Genomic DNA, 17,099 nt, shown 5'->3' with positions numbered 1-17,099 from the left:
AAGCCATGGCAGAGAAAAAGCTACAGCCGATCATCATCAAGCGCGTCAAGAAGACGGCGCATGCACCCCACGGCGGTGCCTGGAAGATCGCCTATGCCGACTTCGTGACCGCGATGATGGCCTTCTTCCTGCTGATGTGGCTGCTGGGCTCCACGGCCAAGGGCGAGCTGCAGGGCATTGCGGCGTATTTTTCCTCGCCGCTGAAGGTGGCGATGGCCGGCGGCGACGGTGCGGGCAACAGCTCCAGCGTGATTCCCGGCGGCGGCAACGACCTGGCCAAGGTGCACGGCCAGGTGCGGCGCTCGGAGGCGGCGGACAGCTCCAACCGGCGCACCAGCGTCGATGCAGGCCGCGCCGACCAGGCCCAGGTGGATTCCAACCGCATCAAGGCGCTCAAGGCCAAGGTGGACGCGATGATCACCAGCAATGCGCGCCTCAACGAATTCCGCTCGCAGATCCGCACCGACGTGACGCCCGACGGCCTGCAGATCCAGATCGTGGACGAGCAAAACCGCCCCATGTTCGACAGCGGCAGCGCCATGGTCAAACCCTACATGCGCGACATCCTGCGCGAAGTGGGCGCGGCCCTGGCGGGCGCGGAAAACCGCATCAGCCTGTCCGGCCATACCGATGCCGCCCCTTACGGCAATGCCGACCGCGGCTACAGCAACTGGGAGCTGTCCTCCGACCGTGCCAACGCCTCGCGCCGCGAGCTGGTGGCGGCCGGCATGCCGCTGAACCAGCTGGCCCGCATCACGGGCCTGGCCAGCAGCGACCTGCTGCTGCCCGATGATCCGCGCGCCCCGCAGAACCGGCGCATCACCATCACCGTGCTCACGCAGGAGGCTGAAAAGCGCCTGCTGGGCCACCGCGGACCCGTGACACGCAACGCCTTGCCGCCCTCATTGGCGGGCGGCAATGGCGGCACGGCGAATGCGGCCGCCACCGAATCCGCAACCGGCGAGACCGCTGCGCAGCCCGCCGCCACCTCGCCTGCAGCTGCCCCGTCTGCGCCCGCGTCACCTGATCGTGTAACAAATTAAGGTTTGCGCCCGATGCTGCCGAAAAGCAGGAAAATTCCCACATTGCGCCAAGAAGGTTTCATATTGTTACCATCGCGGCGGATTCTTACCAGTACCGAGCACCTACCGACCGAAAGGGCCTCACGTGGCTAATGCCCTGCGTTTTTTGATCGTTGACGACTTCTCCACCATGCGGCGCATCGTGCGCAATCTGCTCAAGGAGAGCGGCTTTCCCGAAGCCGATGAAGCCGAAGACGGCGTCGTGGCACTGCACAAGCTGCGCAACAGCAAGTTTGATTTCGTGGTGACGGACATCAACATGCCCAACATGAACGGCTTCCAGCTGCTCACCGAAATCAAGCAGGACGACAAACTCAAGCACCTTCCCGTGCTGATGGTGACGGCCGAGGCACGCAAGGAGGACATCGTGGCAGCGGCCCAGGGCGGCGCGGCAGGCTACATCGTCAAGCCCTTCACCAAGGCCACGCTGGAAGAGAAAGTCAACCTGATCCTCAAAAAGCTGGGCCTGTAGGGCACGCGCCATGAGCAACCCGGATGTCCCCGACAGCGTCCACTACAAGGTGGGCGTTCTCACGCGCCAGCTGCATGACTCGCTCAACGAGCTGGGCTATGCGGACCGTTTGCGCGGCAGCATGGGAGAGCTGCCGGATGCGCAAAGCCGCCTTTCCTACATTGCGCGGCTGACCGGAGAAGCCGCCGAGAAGGTTCTGAACCGCGTCGAATTGGCCAAGGTCCAGCAGGACCGGCTGGCCGAGCGTGTACGCGCCATGCGGGCACAGATGGTCGAGGACCCCGTGGCGGCCGTGGCCAAGGGCCGGGTGATGAACTTCCTGGAGGAAGTCGAGCAGGGCACGCAGCAGGCCGACGAGCACCTCACCGAGATCATGATGTCCCAGGACTTCCACGATCTCACGGGCCAGGTCATCGCCCGCGTGGTCTCGCTGGCCGCCGATCTGGAGGACCAGCTGGTGCAGCTGCTCATCCAGACCTCGCCCAACCCGCAGCAGACGGCGCTGGAGCCCCTGGAAAAGCCCAAGGAGCACCTCGCCGGCCCCGTGGTCGATCCCGAGAAGACGCCCGATGTGGTGACTTCGCAGTCCCAGGTGGACGATCTCCTGGCCAGCCTGGGATTCTGATCACCCCGGGGGGCGCCCGGCGCCTCCCCTCTCATTGCAGGGCAGCCTCTTTCGCTTGGGCGCAAGGGGCTGACTGCCATGTTCGCGGCGCCCTTGCACCATGCGGCTGCCGTTCCTCCCCTTGTGCAGACAGCACATAAGCGCCGCTTGAGCCCCGCTTATCGGGGCTTCGCCTGCCCGGCTTGTTCCGACAATGACGCAAATCCTTCCGTCATTGCGCCATGGACTCCAGCCAAGACAAAAGCCTTCCCGCCACCGAACGCAAACTGCAGAAAACGCGTTCTGACGGCCAGGGTGCGCGCTCTCGGGACCTGTCGCACCTGGCCATCCTGGGCACGGGCGCGCTGATGATGCTGATGGGCGCCGAGCCCCTGATCCAGCACCTGCGCATGGCACTGGCCCAGCAATTGGCCTTCGACGCGCACACGGCCAAGACGCCGGCCCTGATGATGGAGCGCATGCTGTCCATGGGCAGCCTGGGCCTGAAGATTTCCCTGGTCGTTGCCGCCGTGACCACGGGTGCGGCGCTGGTGTCGGGCATGCTGGCCGGCGGCTGGATCCTGAGCCTCAAGCCCATCCAACCGCAGTTCAACCGCCTCAATCCGCTGTCGGGCCTGACCAACCTGTTTTCCAAGCAGCAGATGGTGACCGTGGTGAAGATGGTGGTGATGACGGCCATCCTCTCCTTCGTGGCCTGGAAGTTCCTGAGCAGCCATCTCGCCGAGATCGCCGCCATCTCCTCACAGCCCTCGGCCATGGCGCTGTCCATGACGGGGCAATGGCTGGCCAGCGGCGTCGCCCTGCTGCTGCTGGTGGTGTTCCTGATGGCCGTGATCGACGTGCCGCTGCAGGCCTACCTGTTCAAGTCGCGCCTGAAGATGAGCCATGAGGAAGTCAAGCAGGAGCACAAGGAATCCGACGGCAACCCGCAGATCAAGAGCAAGATCCGCCAGAAGCAGCGCGAGATCGCCGACCGCGCCAGCGTCAACGCCGTGCCGCGCGCCGACTTCGTGGTCACCAACCCCACGCACTACGCCGTGGCCCTGCGCTACGACGAAAAGACCATGGCCGCCCCGCAGGTCATCTCCAAGGGCACGGACCTGGTGGCGCTGAAGATCCGCGAAGTCGCGGGCGCCCACAAGATCCCGGTGCTCGAATCCCCCATGCTGGCGCGCGCCCTGTACGCGCACGCCGACCTGGACCAGGCCATTCCCGCCGCGCTGTACACGGCCGTGGCCCAGGTCCTGGCCTATGTCTACCGCCTGAAGGCCGCGCTGCGCGGCGAAGGCCCCATGCCTGGCGATCTCGGCGAACCCGTCGTGCCCGCCGAACTCGATCCGCACCAGGGCCGCCGCGCGCCAGGCGCCGCCGCGACCACTGAAGGTACTGCTCCATGACGACGAATCCGCTCCAATCCCTGCAATCGATGTGGTCGAGCGAGAACGCCAAGTTCGCTCAGGGCCTGATGGCGCCGCTGCTGGTGGTGGCCATCCTGGCGCTGATGGTGCTGCCCATTCCGCCGTGGCTGCTGGACACCTTCTTCACGCTGAACATCGCCGTGGCGCTGATGGTGATGATGGTGGCGGCCTACATGATCCGGCCGCTGGACTTCGCGGCCTTCCCGTCGGTGCTGCTGCTGACCACGCTGATGCGCCTGTCGCTGAACGTGGCCTCCACCCGCGTGGTGCTGCTGGAGGGCCACACCGGCCCCGGCGCGGCCGGCGCGGTGATCGAGGCCTTCGGCCACTTCCTGATCGGCGGCAACTTCGCCGTCGGCCTGATCGTGTTCGCCATCCTGGTGGTGATCAACTTCGTGGTGATCACCAAGGGTGCCGAGCGTATCGCCGAAGTCTCGGCCCGCTTCACCCTGGACGCCATGCCCGGCAAGCAGATGGCCGTGGACGCCGACCTGAACGCCGGCCTGATCGACGAAAAGGAAGCCAAGCGCCGCCGCGCCGAGGTGCAGGAAGAGGCCAATTTCTTCGGCTCCATGGACGGTGCCAGCAAGTTCGTGCGCGGCGACGCGGTCGCCGGCATTCTGATCCTGGTGATCAACATCATCGGCGGCTTCGCCATCGGCATGATCCAGCACGGCCTGTCGGCCGGCCAGGCCGCCGACAGCTACATCCTGCTGGCCGTGGGCGATGCGCTGGTCGCGCAGATCCCCGGCCTGCTGATCTCGGTGGCCGCGGCCATGGTGATCTCGCGCGTGGGCAAGGAAACCGACATGGGCCAGCAGATCGCGCAGCAGCTGTTCATGTCGCCCAAGGTGCTGGGCATCACGGCCGGCGTGCTGGGCCTGCTGGGCGTCATTCCGGGCATGCCCCACGTCGTGTTCCTGTGCACGGGCGCGCTGCTGGGCTGGCTGGCCTGGATGCTCTCGCGCCGCCAGCAGGAACGCGCTTCCCAGCAGACCCAGGCGCCCGCACCCGTGGCCGCGCCCAGCGACGGCGAAGCCACCTGGGACGACCTGCAGCCGGTGGACCTGCTCGGCCTGGAGCTGGGCTACCGCCTGATCACCCTGGTGGACAAGGGCCGCCAGGGCGACCTGCTGACCCGCATCAAGGGCGTGCGCCGCAAGTTCGCCCAGGAAGTGGGCTTTCTGCCCCCGGCCGTGCATGTGCGCGACAACCTGGAGCTCAAGCCCAGCGCCTATCGCATCACCCTGCGCGGCGTGATGGTGGGCGAGGGCGAGGCCTTCCCCGGCATGTTCCTGGCCATCAATCCGGGCGGCATCAGCACCCCGCTGATCGGCACCCAGACCACCGACCCGGCCTTCGGCCTGCCCGCCCACTGGATCGACGAACGCCAGAAGGAAGCGGCACAAATGGCAGGCTTTACCGTGGTTGATTCGGAAACCGTGATGGCCACCCATTTGTCACACTTGATGCAAGTGCATGCCGCCAAGCTGATCAGCCGTACCGAGACGCAGCAGTTGGTGGAGCATGTGGCCAAACTGGCTCCCAAGCTGATCGAAGAAGTCATTCCGAAAATGGTGTCCATCACGACGTTCCAGAAAGTGCTCCAGCTGCTGCTGGAAGACTCGGTGCACGTGCGTGACATCCGCACCATCATCGAGACGCTGGCCGAGCACTCCTCGACCACGCAGGACCCTGTCGAGCTGGCCCGCCGCGTGCGCATTGCGCTGTCGCCGTCCATCGTCCAGCAGATCTACGGCCCGACCCGCGAGCTGAACGTCATCGCCATCGAGCCCGGACTCGAGCGCCTGCTGGTGCAGGCCCTGTCCAACCCCGGCTCCCCCTCACTGGATCCCGGCGTGGCCGAGATCCTCACCCAGAAGGCGGCCGACATGGCCAACCAGCAAGAAGAGCTGGGCCTGCCTGCCTGCCTGCTGGTTCCCGATTCCATCCGCAATTCCATTGCCCGCCTGGTGCGTCGCGTGGCGCCGCGTCTGCAGGTTCTCGCCCACAGCGAGATCCCCGAAACGCACACCATCCGCATCGGCTCGATTCTTAAAGGTGCATCCGCATGAACATCAAACGCTTCTACGCCCCCACCTCCCGCGAGGCCCTGGCCAAGGCGCGCATGGCTTTCGGAGCGGGCACCCTGATCCTGTCCAATCGCAACACGCCCGATGGCGTCGAGGTCATGGCCACGGCCGAGGACACGCTGGAGCAAAGCAAGGCCGCTGCCAGCAGCACGCCGCTGCAGCAGGCCATCGAGCGCCGCTCTGCAGAGGAAACCACCGGCCTGCGCCCGCAGGTGCAGGCCAAGCTGATCCAGGCGCAGACCCAGCCGCGCACGGCACTGCCGGCCGCGCAGGCGGCTCCATCGCGTGCTTCCCAGGCAACGTCGTCGGCGATTGCGCAGGCCATCTCGCAGGCAGCCTCGCTGTCGGCAGACGGTGCCGAGCCGGCCGGCCTGCGCCAAAGCGTGCAGGAAGACACCGAACAGCTGGCCATGAGCACCCTGTCCTTCCAGGACTATGTGCGCGAACGCATGCTGCGCCGCCGCCACGAGGCCGGCGTTGACGAGCCGCTGCCCAGCTTTGCCCAGCGCCGCAGCCTGGGCGACGCCCTGCGCGAAGCACCGGCCGCCGCGCCCACGGCTGCACAGCAGCCGTTCAAGGCACAGCCCGCGCCTTCCGTGGCCCGCCACAACCCGCTGCGCGCCAGCACCGAAGCGCCGCTGCGCGAGACCCTGCGCAGCGAGCCCGCACCGACCATGGCCTCCCAGGCACTGCGCGATGAGCTGCAGTCCGTGCGCGACCTGATCGAAGAGCGCTTCAACACCCTGACCTGGCTGGGCCAGACGCGCCAGAACCCCATCCACGCCAACCTCACGCACAAGCTGATCCGCGCGGGCTACTCCCCCGTGCTGGCCCGCGCCCTGGTCGAGCACATGCCCCAGGACCTGTCCGCCGGCGACGCCGTGCGCTGGCTGATGCAGGTGCTGGAACGCAATCTGCGCACCGACGCCGACCAGGCACCGCTGTACGAGCAAGGCGGCGTCTTCGCCCTGGTGGGCTCCACCGGCGTGGGCAAGACCACGACCACGGCCAAGCTGGCAGCCCTGTGCGCAGCCAAGTACGGCGCCGCCAGCGTCGGCCTGATCACCCTGGACACCTACCGCGTCGGCGCCCACGACCAGTTGCGCTCCTACGGCCGCATGCTGGGCGTGGTGGCCCACCTGGCCCATGACCGCGCCGCGCTGCAGGACCTGCTGGGCCTGCTGGCCAACAAGCAGCTGGTGCTGATCGACACCACGGGCGTGGCCCCGCGCGATCCGCGCAAGGACGAGATCCTCGACCTGCTGGACCTGCCCGGCATCCAGAAACTGCTGGCCGTGAACGCGGCCGGCCAGGGCGATGCGCTGGACGATGTGATGCAGGCCTTCAAGGCGCGCGGCTCCAGCCAGGCCATCCTCACCAAGGTGGACGAGGCCGTGAAGCTGGGCCCGTCGGTGGACACGCTGATCCGCCACCAGATGCAGCTGCGCGGCGTGACCAACGGCCAGCGCGTGCCCGAAGACTGGGAACGCGCCGATGCGCAGCAACTGGTGTCCGCCTCCATGCGCGCCGCCACCCGCTCGGCCTTCGATCCCAAGGCGCTGGACCTGGACTTCTTCTTCACCCCGTCCAGCCCCAGCACGGAAGGCGAGATCCACCATGCTTGAAACCTTCCCCCAGCTGCACCAGGGCCTGGGCCTGCACGGCCAGCCCGGCGCCGCCGCTCCCATGGGCCTGCGTGTGCTGGCCATGCTGCGCGACACGGCCAACGACCCGCAGGGCCTGGCCGAACAATCCCTGCTGTGGCCGGTCTGTGCCAGCCTGCAGCGCCTGGGCCTGCCCGTTCTGGTGCTGGACGCCAGCCAGGGCGAGTCCCCGGATGCACCGGGCCTGGCGCAGCTGCTGCAGCAAAGCGCCTGGCAGGCCCGTACCGGCCTGCACCCCGATCCCCGCCACAGCTCGGTGGCCGTGCTGCCGGCCCGCCAGGGCCTGGATCTGCTGCCCCAACAGGCGCGCCAGGCCGGCATGACGCCCATGCAATGGCTGCAGCGCCACGTGCGCGGCTACGCCATCGTCATGCTGTATGCCAATGCCGACACGCTGGCCAGCAACCTGGCCGGCCAGGCCGTGCACCCGCTGATGGTGCTGCCCGAACAAGGCACCCGCGTGCTGGGCTGCTACCGCCAGCTCAAGCAGCTGGCAGTGCATGCCGGCCTGCGCTGCCTGCTGGCGCCGCTGCTGCCCAGCGCCGATGACCTGGGCGTGACCAGCTACGATTGGCGCCGTGGACAGACCGGCGCCCGCAGCCAGGCCGAGGATGCGCAACAGCTGCAATCCCAGATCGACGCGCTGATGCGCTGCGCGCAGCGCCACCTGGGCCATGCGCCGGGACTGCTGCCCGTGCGCCTGCACCATGCACCGGACTTGCAGCGCCTGGCGCTGCAACTGCTCAATCATGCGGGCAGCGTGTTGCCACATGGCGGCCAGGATCTGGCCGCCGGCTTCGCGCCGCTGCCCGCATCCCATGCCTGGAGCCACTGACTGCCATGTACACCGCCAAAGGCCAACTCGACCGCGATGCACTGATCCGTCGGCATGTACCTCTGGTACGCCGGATCGCGCTGCACATGATCGCCAAGCTGCCTCCCAATGTGGAGCTTGATGATCTGATACAGGTCGGAATGATCGGCCTGGCCGAAGCCCTGTCCCGCTTCGAGAGCGAGCAGGGCGTGCAATTCGAGACCTTCGCCAGCCAGCGCATCCGTGGCGCCATGCTCGATGAGCTGCGCGAAGGCGACTGGATGAGCCGCAGCTCCCGCAAGAGCCAAAAGGACATCGAGCACGCGCTGCACCGCCTGGAGCAGCGCCTGGGGCGCACGCCGCTGGAATCCGAGATCGCCGACGAACTGGGCATGGACCTGGACGACTACCAGTCGCTGCTGGGCAAGGTGCGCGGCACGCAGCTGGTGTATCTGGAGGACATGTCGGGTGGCGACGAAGGCGAGGACTTCCTCGAGCGCCACGTGGCCGACAGCGGCGCCGATCCCTTTGCGCTGCTGCGCGACCACCGCCTGCGCGTGGCCCTGGTCGAAGCCATCAAGGCCCTGCCCGAGCGCGAGCAGTACATCATGGGCATGTACTACGAGCACGACATGAACCTCAAGGAAATCGCCGCCGTGCTCGGCGTGACCGAATCGCGCGTGTGCCAGCTGCACAGCCAGGCGATTGCGCGCTTGCGGACAAAAATGCGGGCGCATTGACTGGGGGCACCCCCTGAGGCGCTTGCGCGCCTTCCCCCTCTCTACCCGCTTCGCGGGGGAGGGGGACGACACCCTCGCGGCGGGGCGGCCCTTGCTCGGTGTCCCTCGCTTTGGGCCTCGTCGGTTTTTTGCGCTGCTGGTCTGATCTATGTTTGCGGGTCGATACAGCCTTCCCCGCCTTCCGCCCCCTCTCCTCTCTCCCATTCCCGTTTTCTATCCGCTGCCGCGCATGGCCTGGACTTCGCGTTCGAAGATGCGCCAGAAGGCGGGTTCCTGCGTGGTGGCGAAGTTGATGCGCATGCAGGTGCTGGGCTGGCGGCCGGCGTGGAACATGGCGCCGGGGGCGATGAAGTAGCCGGCGTCCAGCAGGCGCTGGGCCAGGGTTTCGGTGTCCACGCCGGTGTCCACCCAGCCGAACATGCCGGCCGGCTCGGCCGCGAAGCGGGCGCCGGCCTGCTGGGCCAGTGCCACGCTGCGCATGCGGGCCTGGGCCAGGTGCTGGCGCAGGCGCTCGGCATGGCGGCGCAGCTGGCCCTGGTCCATGCAGTGGGCCAGGGCGCGTTCCATCAGCGAGGGGGTGGTGAGCGTGGACAGCAGCTTGGTGTCCACCAGGCGCTCCACCAGGGCGGGCGGGGGCGCCAGGTAGCCCACGCGCCAGTTGGGCGCCAGCAGTTTGGCGAAGCCGCTCACATAGATGCTGTGGCTGAGGCGGTCCAGCACGGTCATGCGCGCGGCGTGGTCGGGCGCGATCTCGCCATAGGTATCGTCCTCCACCACGTAGAAGCCGAATCGCCGCGCCAGCTGCAGCACCTCGTGGGCGCTGGCCGGTGACAGGCTGTAGCCGGTGGGGTTGTGCAGCACGCTCACGCTGACGTAGAGCTTGGGTGCGCAGCTTTCGCAGTAGCGCTGCATCACGGCCAGGTCCGGCCCGTCGGGGCCGCGCGGCACGGGCAGCACGCGCATGCCCAGCGATGCCAGGCGCGCGAATTCCACGGCCCAGCCGGGCTCCTCCACCATCACCGGGTCGCCCGGCTGCAGCAGGGCGCGGCTGACCACGTCCAGCCCATGCGTTGCGCCCATGGTGGTGATGATGTGCTGCGGCGCCGCCGCAATGCCCAGGCGCGCCAGGCGCCGCGACAGCGCCTCTCGCAGGCCGATGTCGCCCAGCGGGTCGCCGTAGCCCACGCAGGAGTCGTGCAGGGACTTGCCCGAGCAGGCCTTGCGCATGGCCGCCGCCAGGAAGCCGGCCTCCAGCCACTCGGCCGGCAGCACGCCCGCCCCGGGCTGCGGCCTGCCGCCCACGCTCTGGTGGAACATGCCGCGCACCAGCATGGAGGCATTGATGCGCGTGCCCTTGGGCACGCCAGGGGCCTCCTCGGCGGGGGCCGCACGGGCCTGTTCGGGCTGCAGCAGCGGCGCATCCTGCACGAAGTCGCGCACGAAGAAGCCGCTTTGCGGCCGCGCCTCGACCAGGCCCTGGGCCTGCAGCAGGTCATAGGCGGCCACCACCGTGTGCGTGCTCACGCCCTGCTGGCGCGCGCATTCGCGCACCGAAGGCAGGCGTGCGCCCGCAGGCAGCAGCCGCATGCGGATGCGCTCGCCCAGGCGTTCGGCCAGCTGGGTGCTCAGGGTCTGCGGCGCCAGCCGCGAGAGGGGAACGGTCATACGGAAACGGGTGTGAACGGCTGCGAAGGGGTCACCAGAAAGTCACTGTATCGGGATAGGCACCAATACAGAACATGCAATTGAGGGTCCAACTGTATTGGCACTGTACAGGTCTTGCACCTATATTTCATGCATTCGTGCTGCGGAGAAGGCCTGCCGTGCCCTCCTCCCCAACAGCCCCTGCCGCCTGTATGGAGACCTTCGGGGCCACCGCCTCATGCCACCGTCCGAACTCACCGCCTTGCTGCTGCTCGCCGCTTCCATGAGCTTCAGCCCCGGTCCCAACACCACGCTGTCCACGGCCCTGGCCGCCAACCACGGCCTGCGCCCGGCGCTGCGCTTCGTCCTGGCCGTGCCCGTGGGCTGGTGCGTGCTGCTGGTGCTGAGCACGGCCGGCGTGGGCGCGGCCATTGTCGCGGCGCCGCTACTGCTGTGGCTGGTCAAGGCCGCCGGCATCGGCTACCTGCTGTGGATGGCCTGGCGCCTGAGCAGCAGCGCGCAGATGGCTTCGCTGCAATCGCCGCAGCAGCTGCAGGTGGGCTTCTGGCAGGGCGTGGGACTGCAATTCTTGAACATCAAGGCCTGGCTGCTGGCCCTGGCCATCGTGGCCGGCTGGCTGGCCGGGCGCGACGACCTGACCGAGCGCCTGGCCGTGGTGCTACCCGTCATGGCCGCCTATGCCTTTTTCAGCAATCTGCTGTATGCCTGCGTGGGCGCACTGCTGCGCCACTGGCTGGCCCAGGGACGCAGGCTGCTGTGGTTCAACCGTGCCATGGCGACCATGCTGGCGCTGACGGCGATATGGATGGTGGCCGCATGAGGGTCCTCCACCCACGCCCAGGCAAAGGCCGTACTGGCCTGCCCAGCTATTGAAGGGAGGATGCGCAGACCCTTCACGCCCGCGACAAAATACCCTCATTGCCGGCGCAAGAGCGAGCGCACTATCCGCACTCCGCTCTTCACATGCGGCCGGCCCGTGCCCCACGACGGCATGGCAATCCATACCAGCCCGCCCGCATGGCGGGCACCGCAAAGACCTGGAACTGCTTTTTTTATGACGACCTGGACGCTGGCAGACCGTGCTGCCAAGATGAACCCCTCCGCCATCCGCGAAATCCTCAAGCTCACCGACCGTCCCGGCATCATCAGCATGGCGGGCGGCCTGCCCTCGCCGCTGGCCTTCCCGCTGGACGAGTTCACCCAGGCCTGCCAGTCCGTGATGCAGCGCGATGGCGCCTCGGCCCTGCAATACGCCACCAGCGAGGGCTTCGCGCCCCTGCGCCAGGCCGTGGCCGACTTCCTGCCCTGGGAAGTGGACCCCGACCAGGTGCTGATCACCACGGGCTCGCAGCAGGCGCTGGACCTGATCGGCAAGGTCTTCCTGGACCGTGGCAGCCGCATGCTGGTCGAAAAGCCCACCTACCTGGGCGCGCTGCAGGCCTTTGCACCGCAGGAACCGATTCCCGTGGGCGTGGACAGCGATGACGACGGCATCCTCGTCGAGGACTTCGCCGCCAAGGCCGGCACCGGCGCCGACAAGGCCCGCCTGGCCTACGTGCTGCCCAACTTCCAGAACCCCACCGGCCGCACCATGGCCGAGGCACGCCGCCAGGCCCTGGTGGACAAGGCGCGCGAACTCAACATCCCGCTGATCGAGGACAACCCCTACGGCGACCTGTGGTTCGAGCAGGCCCCTGCCCTGCCGCTGGCCGCGCGCAACCCCGAAGGCGTGATCTACCTGGGCTCGTTTTCCAAGGTGCTGGCCCCGGGCCTGCGCATCGGCTTCCTGGTGGCGCCCAAGTCCGTCTACAACAAGCTGCTGCAGGCCAAGCAGGCGGCCGACCTGCACACCCCGGGCTTCAACCAGCGCGTGGTCTCCGAGGTCATCAAGGACGGCTTCCTGGACCGCCATGTGCCCACCATCCGCGCCATGTACAAGCGCCAGCGCGACGCCATGCTGGCCGCGCTGGAACGCGAAATGGCCGGCCTGGACGTGCAGTGGACCCGTCCCGTGGGCGGCATGTTCCTGTGGGTTCGCCTGCCCAAGGGCATGGATGCGCAAAAGCTGCTGCCCGCCGCCGTGGAACGCGGCACGGCCTTCGTGCCCGGCGCGCCGTTCTACGCGGACGAGCCCCAGGCCAACACGCTGCGCCTGTCCTACGTGACGGTGTCGGCCGAGCAGATCGACAAGGGCATCGCCGCCCTGGCCGACGCCATCCGCTCCACGATGTAAACCACCCCCTGAGCGGCTAGCGCCGCTTCCCCCTCTCTACTTGCTTCGCAAGGGAGGGGGACGACGCCCTCGGCTAGGCGCCCCCGCCGAGAGGCGGCTCTTGCTCGGCGTCCCTGGTGTTTGGGCCAGTTACCTGCTTGGGCCAGGGGGAAGCCGACACGCAGTCGAACCAAAGTCCGGCTTGCTGTCGGCTTTTCCATCCTCCCTTCCATCTGCCCATTGCCATGACACCTGCATACGTCTCCCGCCAGCGCCCCTTCATGACCGTGGATGTGTTCACGGCACGGCCCTACCTGGGCAATCCGCTGGCCGTCGTGCTCGACGCCACCGGGTTGACCGATGCGCAGATGCAGTCCTTCGCGGCCTGGACCAATCTGTCCGAGACCACCTTCGTGCTCCCGCCCACCGAGGCGGGTCGCGCCGCAGGCGCCGACTACCGCGTGCGCATCTTCACGCCGGGCGGCGAGCTGCCCTTTGCCGGCCATCCCACGCTGGGCAGCTGCCATGCCTGGCTGGCGCAGGGCGGCGTGCCGCAGCAGGCCCAGCGCATCGTGCAGGAATGCGCCAAGGGGCTGATCGGCATCGAGCGCCAGGACGGGCGCCTGGCCTTTCAGGCACCGTCCACCGACATCAGCGACGTGGAGCCCGGCCTGCTGGATGACGTGGCGGCCGCGCTGGGCGCAGAACGCGGCCAGATCCTGCGTGCGGCCTGGCTGGACAACGGCCCGCGCTGGATGGGCGTGCTCTTCGAACACCCCGACCAGGTGCTGTCGCTGGAGCCCGACCATGCAAGGCTCAAGGCGCTGAACACCAAGGTGGGCGCCTGCGCGTTGTACGAAAGCACGCAAGATGCACCGGCACTGATCGGCCGCAGCAGCCGCGAGGCCCGCGCCTTTGCCACGGGCCAGCGCCCGGCCGGGGCCGATGCGGATGCCGCCCCCAGCCTGGAAGTGCGCGGCTTCGCCAGCCCCGTCGGCGTCACTGAAGACCCCGTCACCGGCAGCCTCAACGCCAGCCTGGCCCTGTGGCTGCGCGGCGAAGGCCTGCTGCATGCGCCCTACATCGCCAGCCAGGGCTGCTGCGTGGGGCGCGACGGCCGCGTCCACGTCAGCGAGGACGCGCAGGGCGCGCTGTGGATAGGCGGCCATGTGGTGGAGTGCGTAAGCGGCCAGGTGCTGCTGTAGGGCCCGGCACGGCAGGCCTGTCGCCAAGGCGGCAGCCAGTCGCCCGCAGGACAAACGCCAGCGCCGGCGCTGGCCACAATCCGCGCCATGGGAACCCTCTATCTTGTGCGCCATGGCCAGGCCTCGTTTGGTGCCGAAGACTATGACCAGCTCAGCGAGCGCGGCACGGCGCAGTCGCAAAGGCTGGGTGCCTACTGGCGAGAACGCGGCCTGCGCTTCGACGCGGTCTACACAGGCACGCTGCGCCGCCATGCGCAGACGCTGGCCGGCATCGCCGACGGCCTGGGCAGCCTGCCTGCCGAGCAACACCGCACCCAGGCGCTTGCAGGCCTTGATGAATACGACAGCGGCGCGCTGCTGCAGGCCATCCATCCGGCGCCCCTGCCCAAGCCCGACACGCCCGAGCTGTACCGCCACCACTTCCGCCTGCTGTGCGATGCCCTGGCCCAGTGGATGGCCGGCACCATCAGCCCCAAAGGCATGCCCAGCTGGGATGATTTCTCGGGCGGCGTGCGCCAGGTGCTGGAGCGCGTGCGCCACGAGCATGCCGACGAAAACGTGCTCCTGGTCAGCAGTGGCGGCCCCATCTCCACCGCCGTGGGCCATGTGCTGGGCACCTCGCCCGAGGTCACCATTGCGCTGAACATGCGCATCCGCAACAGCGCCGTGACCGAGTTCACCACCAGCCCCAAGCGCCTGATGCTGCAGACCTTCAACACGCTCAACCACCTGGACTCGGACGAGCACCGCAGCTGGATCACGCACGCCTGATACGGCACCGGCAAGGCTGTCACACAGCTATCGCGCCAAGGCATAGCAGCCAGAACACGGGCGCTCTGGGCCGGCCTGCGCTTTTGCGCCAAACTCGCCGGCCAGGAGACAAAAGACCCATGAACAAACGCCGTTTCACGCGCAGCGCCCTGGCCTGCGCGGCCCTGCTGCTGGCCGCCATCACCAGCCAGGCCCAGCCCCTGTCGAACAAGCCCATCCGCATCGTCGTGCCCTTTGGCGCAGGCGGCGTGGCCGACGTCACCTCGCGCGTCGTCGCGCAAAAACTGGCCTCGCAGCTGGGCCAGCCCGTCATCATCGACAACAAGCCCAGCGCAGGCGGCATCGTCGCGGCCGACACCGTGGCCAAGTCCGCGCCCGACGGGCACACGCTGTTCCTCATGTCCAACGGCAGTGCCGTCACCGTGGGGCTGTTCAGCCAGCTGCCCTTCGACATGGTCAAGGACTTCACGCCGATTTCCACCCTGGGCTACTTCGACATCGGCGTGCTCACCGCCAGCGACTCGCGCTTCAAGAACCTGGGCGAGCTGGTGGCCTGGGCCAAGGCCAACCCCGGCAAGCTCAACATCGGCAGCATCGCCATCGGCAGCACCCAGCACCTGGCAGCCGAACTGTTCAAGACCACCGCCGGCATCGACGCCCAGATCGTGCCCTTCAACGGCACCCCTGCCGTGGTCACGGCCCTGCGCGGCAAGCAGATCGACGCGGCCGTGGAAATCCTCACGCCCATCATGGGCCAGATCAACTCCAAGGCCGTCAACCTGCTGGCCATCACCGGCGACAAGCGCTCGGCCCTGCTGCCCGGCGTGCCCACGGCCCAGGAGTCAGGCGTCAAGGGCTTCGTCGCCTCCTCCTGGAACGCCCTGGCCGCCCCAGCCAAGACCCCTCCGGAAATCATCGCCCGCCTGAACAAGGAAATCGCCGCCGCCGTGAACTCCCCCGAAGTCACGCAGAAACTGCGCGAGATGAACGTCCAGGCCCAGTCCAGCACGCCCGAGCAGACCGCGCAATTGCTGCAGTCGGAAATCAAGCGCTGGGGCGACGTGATCGTCCAGGCCAAGATCCCCAAGCAATAAAGCAATAGGCCGAGCGAAGCAAAGGCCCGCAACAACTCCCCGTATGTCAGCGCCTGCGTCGTGGCGGTTGCGGGGTTGCAAGCCTGCCGAAGGACAGGCTTGCTTCGTGATCTGACTCGCCGTGATGTTTGAACGTAGCGCGCAGCGCGAAGAGAGTTTCACGGCGAACCCCGCAGCCGCCACGACGCAGGTGGCCCGTAGCGAAGCGGAGGGTCGCGGACATCCGGGTCGCCTTTGCTTTGCCTACTTTCCTTCGGCCGGCGTACCGGTGGCGAAACAAAGGAAAGTAGGTCGGCCGCCGGGCCGAGACCCGGCCTCAAAAAACAACCACCCGGCAGGGTCCAAAAAAGACCAAAAACTAAAGAGGCTCCGGCGCCCTTCCGACAGTATCCGCAGGCAACGCAACTATCTCGGACAACAACCGCACCAACCCCCGAGCCGAAGCCTCCACCATCAAAGCCCCCCGCTCGGCCGTAGCCCCCGCAGCATTCCCCACCGCCCCGCAAACGTTGTAGTCCTCGATGGCCCAGCCCATCTTGGCGCTTCGCCCATTGCCCAGCAAGGCATGCCGCTGCGCCCTATCCTCCGAAGTGGAATGAAAGTCCCGCGCATGCTCCATGCGCACGCTCTCCGGCGCCAGGTGCAGCATCATCGACGTCTCGACCTCGCCGCCATGGATGCCGAAGCGGTGCTCGTGCGCGCTGAAATGCGCATTGGCCGCATCGTCCACCAGTCCGAACCAGCTGCTGCTGTAGACCAGCAGGCCATGGCGCATGCGCAGCTCGCGCGCCACGATGTCCATCACGCTGACCTGTCCGCCATGGCCGTTGAGCAGCAGCAGCCGGCGCACGCCGGCGCGTGCCACGCAGGCGCCCAGCTCGGTCCACAGCGCGATCACCGTGGCGGGCGACAGCGTCAGCGTGCCGGCAAAGGATTGGTGCTCCACGCTGAAGCCGATGTTCTGCGGCGGAAGGAACAGCGCGGGCAGCTCGGGCGGCAGCAGCGGCAGGGCCGCATCGATCACGCCCTGCAGCAGGCGGGCGTCGACGGACAGCGGCAGGTGCGGGCCGTGCTGCTCCACGGCGGCCACGGGCAGCACGGCGATGGTTTCGGCAGCCAGGCCGCTGGCCTGGGCCTGCGCAAAGTCGCGTGCAGAGGCCTCGGCCCACCAGCGGGAAGGCCAGGCGCCGGGGGATATCTGTTCGGGCGGGGAGTCTTGCATGGCCCGATATTAGGGCCATCCA

At 67.8% G+C, this 17,099-nt stretch carries 15 protein-coding genes; 13 read left to right on the top strand and 2 right to left on the bottom strand.

Going from position 1 to position 17,099, the window contains the following annotated elements; all coding sequences use genetic code 11:
• Positions 1-5: 5 nt before the first annotated feature.
• The 8 genes from motB (at position 6) to DACI_RS03025 (ending at position 8,908) form a co-directional block, all read left to right on the top strand.
• Complete coding sequence (gene motB / locus DACI_RS03060) at positions 6-1,043, top strand: flagellar motor protein MotB (RefSeq protein WP_012202535.1); 1,038 nt, start codon at positions 6-8, stop codon at positions 1,041-1,043.
• 124 nt (positions 1,044-1,167) lie between these two features.
• Positions 1,168-1,554: a chemotaxis response regulator CheY gene (cheY, locus tag DACI_RS03055; RefSeq protein WP_012202534.1), complete on the top strand. Its 387-nt coding sequence runs from the start codon at positions 1,168-1,170 to the stop codon at positions 1,552-1,554.
• Positions 1,555-1,564: 10 nt separating this feature from the next.
• Complete coding sequence (locus DACI_RS03050; protein WP_012202533.1) at positions 1,565-2,179, top strand: protein phosphatase CheZ; 615 nt, start codon at positions 1,565-1,567, stop codon at positions 2,177-2,179.
• 221 nt (positions 2,180-2,400) lie between these two features.
• Entirely contained in the window at positions 2,401-3,576 is a 1,176-nt protein-coding gene (locus tag DACI_RS03045) for an EscU/YscU/HrcU family type III secretion system export apparatus switch protein (RefSeq protein ID WP_012202532.1), read from the top strand.
• Positions 3,573-5,672 carry a flagellar biosynthesis protein FlhA gene (flhA, locus tag DACI_RS03040; protein WP_012202531.1) on the top strand — a complete coding sequence of 700 codons (2,100 nt, stop codon included), beginning with the start codon at positions 3,573-3,575 and terminating at the stop codon, positions 5,670-5,672. The genes DACI_RS03045 and flhA overlap by 4 nt, the downstream gene beginning before the upstream one ends.
• On the top strand, positions 5,669-7,315 hold the full coding sequence (flhF, locus tag DACI_RS03035) for a flagellar biosynthesis protein FlhF (RefSeq protein ID WP_012202530.1): 1,647 nt from the start codon (positions 5,669-5,671) through the stop codon (positions 7,313-7,315). Before flhA ends, flhF begins: the two co-directional genes overlap by 4 nt.
• Positions 7,308-8,189 carry a hypothetical protein gene (locus tag DACI_RS03030; RefSeq protein WP_012202529.1) on the top strand — a complete coding sequence of 294 codons (882 nt, stop codon included), beginning with the start codon at positions 7,308-7,310 and terminating at the stop codon, positions 8,187-8,189. Before flhF ends, DACI_RS03030 begins: the two co-directional genes overlap by 8 nt.
• Positions 8,190-8,194: 5 nt before the next feature.
• Complete coding sequence (locus DACI_RS03025; protein WP_012202528.1) at positions 8,195-8,908, top strand: RNA polymerase sigma factor FliA; 714 nt, start codon at positions 8,195-8,197, stop codon at positions 8,906-8,908.
• A 213-nt stretch (positions 8,909-9,121) separates the two neighbouring features.
• Here the strand turns inward: DACI_RS03025 and DACI_RS03020 are convergent, their stop codons facing one another.
• Complete coding sequence (locus DACI_RS03020; protein ID WP_012202527.1) at positions 9,122-10,573, bottom strand: aminotransferase-like domain-containing protein; 1,452 nt, start codon at positions 10,571-10,573, stop codon at positions 9,122-9,124.
• A 217-nt stretch (positions 10,574-10,790) separates the two neighbouring features.
• On the opposite strand from DACI_RS03020, the gene DACI_RS03015 reads away from it, so the two are divergent.
• From DACI_RS03015 to DACI_RS02995, 5 genes are all read left to right on the top strand, one after another.
• Positions 10,791-11,393 (top strand): LysE family translocator, encoded by a 603-nt coding sequence (locus DACI_RS03015; RefSeq protein ID WP_012202526.1) that lies wholly within the window; start codon positions 10,791-10,793, stop codon positions 11,391-11,393.
• 234 nt (positions 11,394-11,627) lie between these two features.
• Positions 11,628-12,806, top strand: coding sequence for an aminotransferase-like domain-containing protein (locus DACI_RS03010; protein ID WP_043780467.1), 1,179 nt, complete (start codon positions 11,628-11,630; stop codon positions 12,804-12,806).
• Positions 12,807-13,030: 224 nt separating this feature from the next.
• Positions 13,031-13,990 (top strand): PhzF family phenazine biosynthesis protein, encoded by a 960-nt coding sequence (locus DACI_RS03005; RefSeq protein ID WP_012202524.1) that lies wholly within the window; start codon positions 13,031-13,033, stop codon positions 13,988-13,990.
• Between the two features lie 87 nt (positions 13,991-14,077).
• Positions 14,078-14,761: a histidine phosphatase family protein gene (locus DACI_RS03000; protein WP_012202523.1), complete on the top strand. Its 684-nt coding sequence runs from the start codon at positions 14,078-14,080 to the stop codon at positions 14,759-14,761.
• Positions 14,762-14,880: 119 nt separating this feature from the next.
• The gene (locus tag DACI_RS02995) at positions 14,881-15,855 is read left to right on the top strand and encodes a Bug family tripartite tricarboxylate transporter substrate binding protein (RefSeq protein WP_012202522.1); all 975 of its coding nucleotides are present in this window, start codon (positions 14,881-14,883) and stop codon (positions 15,853-15,855) included.
• 358 nt (positions 15,856-16,213) lie between these two features.
• Here DACI_RS02995 and DACI_RS02990 read toward each other — a convergent pair whose 3' ends face one another.
• Complete coding sequence (locus DACI_RS02990) at positions 16,214-17,077, bottom strand: creatininase family protein (RefSeq protein WP_012202521.1); 864 nt, start codon at positions 17,075-17,077, stop codon at positions 16,214-16,216.
• Between the last annotated feature and the right edge of the window lie 22 nt (positions 17,078-17,099).

The sequence above is a fragment of the Delftia acidovorans SPH-1 genome (assembly GCF_000018665.1).
GTDB classification, from domain to species: domain Bacteria; phylum Pseudomonadota; class Gammaproteobacteria; order Burkholderiales; family Burkholderiaceae_C; genus Comamonas; species Comamonas acidovorans.
Note: the sequence above shows the minus strand (reverse complement) of the source record. Positions and strands in the feature narration are given on the sequence as shown.

Coding starts and splice junctions, on each gene's coding strand:
- motB (WP_012202535.1), top strand. CDS start 6: ATGGCAGAGAAAAAGCTACAGCCGATCATCATCAAGCGCGTCAAGAAG.
- DACI_RS03050 (WP_012202533.1), top strand. CDS start 1,565: ATGAGCAACCCGGATGTCCCCGACAGCGTCCACTACAAGGTGGGCGTT.
- DACI_RS03045 (WP_012202532.1), top strand. CDS start 2,401: ATGGACTCCAGCCAAGACAAAAGCCTTCCCGCCACCGAACGCAAACTG.
- flhA (WP_012202531.1), top strand. CDS start 3,573: ATGACGACGAATCCGCTCCAATCCCTGCAATCGATGTGGTCGAGCGAG.
- flhF (WP_012202530.1), top strand. CDS start 5,669: ATGAACATCAAACGCTTCTACGCCCCCACCTCCCGCGAGGCCCTGGCC.
- DACI_RS03030 (WP_012202529.1), top strand. CDS start 7,308: ATGCTTGAAACCTTCCCCCAGCTGCACCAGGGCCTGGGCCTGCACGGC.
- DACI_RS03025 (WP_012202528.1), top strand. CDS start 8,195: ATGTACACCGCCAAAGGCCAACTCGACCGCGATGCACTGATCCGTCGG.
- DACI_RS03020 (WP_012202527.1), bottom strand. CDS start 10,573: ATGACCGTTCCCCTCTCGCGGCTGGCGCCGCAGACCCTGAGCACCCAG.
- DACI_RS03015 (WP_012202526.1), top strand. CDS start 10,791: ATGCCACCGTCCGAACTCACCGCCTTGCTGCTGCTCGCCGCTTCCATG.
- DACI_RS03010 (WP_043780467.1), top strand. CDS start 11,628: ATGACGACCTGGACGCTGGCAGACCGTGCTGCCAAGATGAACCCCTCC.
- DACI_RS03005 (WP_012202524.1), top strand. CDS start 13,031: ATGACACCTGCATACGTCTCCCGCCAGCGCCCCTTCATGACCGTGGAT.
- DACI_RS03000 (WP_012202523.1), top strand. CDS start 14,078: ATGGGAACCCTCTATCTTGTGCGCCATGGCCAGGCCTCGTTTGGTGCC.
- DACI_RS02995 (WP_012202522.1), top strand. CDS start 14,881: ATGAACAAACGCCGTTTCACGCGCAGCGCCCTGGCCTGCGCGGCCCTG.
- DACI_RS02990 (WP_012202521.1), bottom strand. CDS start 17,077: ATGCAAGACTCCCCGCCCGAACAGATATCCCCCGGCGCCTGGCCTTCC.